Below are 3,286 nucleotides of genomic sequence, written 5' to 3' on the forward strand. Positions count from 1 at the left end.
CCACGGGGGAGTCGCGGCGACGACGGTGTGAGACCGGCGGCTCAGTGGGCGAGGACGACGGCCCCGTCCGTGTCGGCCGCGGCCGCCGACCCCGAACCGGGCGCGCTCAGTTGCGAAATCCGGCGGGGCAACGCGAAGGCCACGACCGCGCCCAGCAGCGCCGAGATCGCGCCGATCACGAACGCGATCGTGATGCCGGTGTCGGTGTAGAAGACCGCACCCTGCATGACGGTCGCGATGTGCGAGTTCAACACCGAGAAGACGATCACCGGGAGGATTGCGGGCAGGATGCTCTGGAACACCGCCACCATGCTCGCCGTCGTCGCCTGCAACTGCGGCGGCACCGCGGCGATGAGCAGGTTCGGGACGGAGGCGTACCCCATGCCCATTCCCACGCCGAGGAGTGCGGCGAAGCCGATCAGGAGTGCCTTGTCATCGTGGACCATCGCCGTGAGCAGGCAGGCGGCGGCCATCACGAGCATGCCCACGACCATCAGGGTCCGCGGGCGGACGTTCCGGGGGACCAGGGTTCCGACGATCAGTCCGCCGATCACCACGGCGCCACCCAGCGGCGCCTGGAAGATCGCGAATCCCTCTGCGCTGATGCCGAATCCGTAGCCGAGCCCCAGGATCGCCGGGGTCATGCACATCATCGGGAGCATGATCGTGAACACCGCGGACGTGCCGTAGCAGAATCCCGCGCCGAGCGCCGTCAGGAACACCGGCCGCTTACCGAAGAACCGGATGTCGATCAGCGGGTCCGCGAGCAGTCGTGCGGACACCGTCCACGCCACCAGCAGGGCGACACCGCCGGCGAGGAACCCGATCGTCGACCCCGACGTCCAGCCCCACGAGGGCCCGAAGCTCACCCCGACGAGGATGCCGGCGAGTCCGGCTCCCAGGAGCGCCGCGCCGATCAGGTCGATGCGGGCGCGCAGGCGCACCGGCGATTCCGCGGTCGTCGCCCGGATCAGGACGGCGAGAATCACCAGACCGGCCACGAAGAACCAGAAGATGCTCCGGAAGCCGAAATTGTCGATCAGCCAGCCGGTGAAGAACGGTGCGGGGATCGCGATGAGTCCCATGCCGCTCGTGGCGATGCTGACCGCCAACGCCACCGTCCGGGCGGGGAAGACGTCGCGGATGAGCGAATAGCTCAGGAACAGGCAGGGCACGAGCAGACCGGTGAGGGCGCGGCCGGCGATCAGCACCGCGTACGTCGGTGCGATCGCCGAGATCAGCGACCCGAGCGCCGACAGGCCCACGGCCGTCAGCAGGAGTCTCCGTTTGCCGTGTGTATCGGCGAGCTTGCCGATCAGCGGGCAGGTGATCGCTCCCACCAGCAGGAACGCCGTGAGCAGCCATGCGCCCTGCGTCGTCTGGTAGTGGGTGACGATCTGCGGCAACGCGATCGAGATCATCATGTAGCTGACCGCGAGCATCTCCAGCAGCAACACGATCGAGGCGAGCGAGAAGATCAGGCGGGGTGTCCATCGCTCGGTGGTCGCATGGGTGACCATCATCGGGTCCTTTCGAATACCTGCACGGGACTCGTGACGGCGCCGCGGCACTGCGGCGCGGCCCGAGCCGGGCGGTAGGGGTGGGTGGTCACATTCGGTGGTCGAAGTCTCGTGAATGTGTAATTGACATCACAGTTCTCGGGGATGCGGCACGCCATGCGGCGTTCCGCCCAGCGGGAAACCGACCGGCGGGTGTTCCCCGGTTGACGCGAATCGGTGAATCCCGAACGCTCCTCGAGCGAGGATCGACTCATGGCCGAAACGCAGCGCGCGCAGGACCTCCGCCGGCTGAGAACGCCACGCTCGGCGGCCGTCGCGGGGATCGTCTTCGCCGTGCTGTTCGCCACCAGCCTCGTCCTCCTGCGGACCGCGCTGCCGGCGGACCCGTTCGACGAAACCCCCTGGGTGGGCAGCGGCGAGATGCGGATCAAGGCGGCCCTGCTGCTTGCTCCGTTCGCGGGGATCGCGTTCCTCTGGTTCATCGGCGTCATCCGCGACCGGCTCGGCGACCTCGAGGACCGATTCTTCGCGACGGTGTTCCTCGGCAGCGGATTGCTGTTTCTCGCGATGGGTTTCGTCTCGATGGGGGTGGCGGGCGGCGTGCTCGCCATTGCCCGTCACTCGGGCAGCTCCGCGAACGAGATCGTCGATTTCGGCCGCGAGATCATGCYGCAGATCAACCACGTCTACGCGCTGCGTATGGCCGCGGTGTTCATGATCTCGCTGGGGACGATCTGGCTGCGGACCGGGCTGATGCCGCGATGGCTCGTCGTGACCACGTATTTGCTGGCCCTGGGGCTGCTGGTGATCGTCGACTTCAGCCTCTGGTCGACGTTGGCGTTCCCGGCGTGGGTGCTGCTGGTCAGCGTCTACATTCTGGTCACCGGACGCCGCGCGAGCGCCGCCGGGAACGGATCGTTCAGGTCCGCGCCGGCGTCGTGGAGACGAAGTCGTCGATGATCTCGACCACCGCGGCGGGATCCTCGAGGTGGGGATAGTGCCCGACACCGTCGAGGACGGCGAGCCGGCTCCCGGGAATCGCCTCGTGCGCCGCGTATCCGTGCGYGACCGGGATGATGCCGTCGGAATCGCCCCAGATCAGTTGCGTCGGGAGACCTTCGTTCAGGTACAGACGGCTCAGCGCGCTCACCGCCTGCCCCCGATGGTCGACGACCGCGCGGAGCGTCCGCAGAAACGCCTGCCGGGTGGCCGAATCGGACAGCGACGAGTAGGCGTTCCACATCTCGTCGCCGCGGACCGAGTGGAACCCGGCCGCCGCCAGCCAGCCACGGACCTTGTTTCCGGCGTCACGAACCACGGTGGGCGCCACCAAGGGCAGGACGAACTCGGACCCCGGCGCCGCCAGCAACCGCAGGGTCCAGTTCACGTCCGGTCCCAGTCCGCCGCTGCCGATGAGGACCAGCCGGTCACACAGTTCGGGATGCTGATAGCTGAACTGCATCGCCACCCCACCGCCGAGGGATTGACCGATGACGGTCACCCGTTCGATGCCCAGTTCGTTCAGGAGGTCGCGCAGCCACGCGGCGAACGCGCCCAGCGAGTAGTCGCCGCGCGGCTTGGCGGAATCGCCGTGGCCGGGCAGGTCCGGCGCCAGGACCCGGTACCGCTGCGCCAACTGCGGGAAAACGGCACGCCACGTCGCGGAACTTCCCGCCATCCCGTGTACGAGCAGCAGCGTCTCGCCCTCACCCTCCATCCGGTATGCGACGGCGTCCCCGTGCAGTGTGAGGTGCTGGAGCTGGGAC

3 protein-coding genes are annotated in these 3,286 nt (G+C 68.1%); 1 reads left to right on the plus strand and 2 read right to left on the minus strand.

What is annotated here, in order from left to right; translation table 11 throughout:
* Positions 1–41: 41 nt before the first annotated feature.
* On the minus strand, positions 42–1,523 hold the full coding sequence (locus AC1D1G_RS43400; RefSeq protein WP_280783193.1) for an MFS transporter: 1,482 nt from the start codon (positions 1,521–1,523) through the stop codon (positions 42–44).
* A gap of 249 nt (positions 1,524–1,772) precedes the next feature.
* Between AC1D1G_RS43400 and AC1D1G_RS43405 the strand changes: the two genes are divergently transcribed.
* A complete protein-coding gene (locus tag AC1D1G_RS43405; RefSeq protein WP_477956732.1) occupies positions 1,773–2,480 on the plus strand; it encodes a hypothetical protein in 708 nt (235 codons plus the stop codon).
* On the opposite strand, the gene AC1D1G_RS43410 is transcribed toward AC1D1G_RS43405, so the two are convergent.
* Positions 2,440–3,286: alpha/beta fold hydrolase (locus AC1D1G_RS43410; RefSeq protein WP_477956733.1), on the minus strand; the 847-nt coding region annotated here is incomplete at its 5' end. The two genes, AC1D1G_RS43405 and AC1D1G_RS43410, sit on opposite strands and share 41 nt — an antisense overlap.

It is taken from the genome of Rhodococcus sp. P3_B8 (assembly GCF_056402775.1).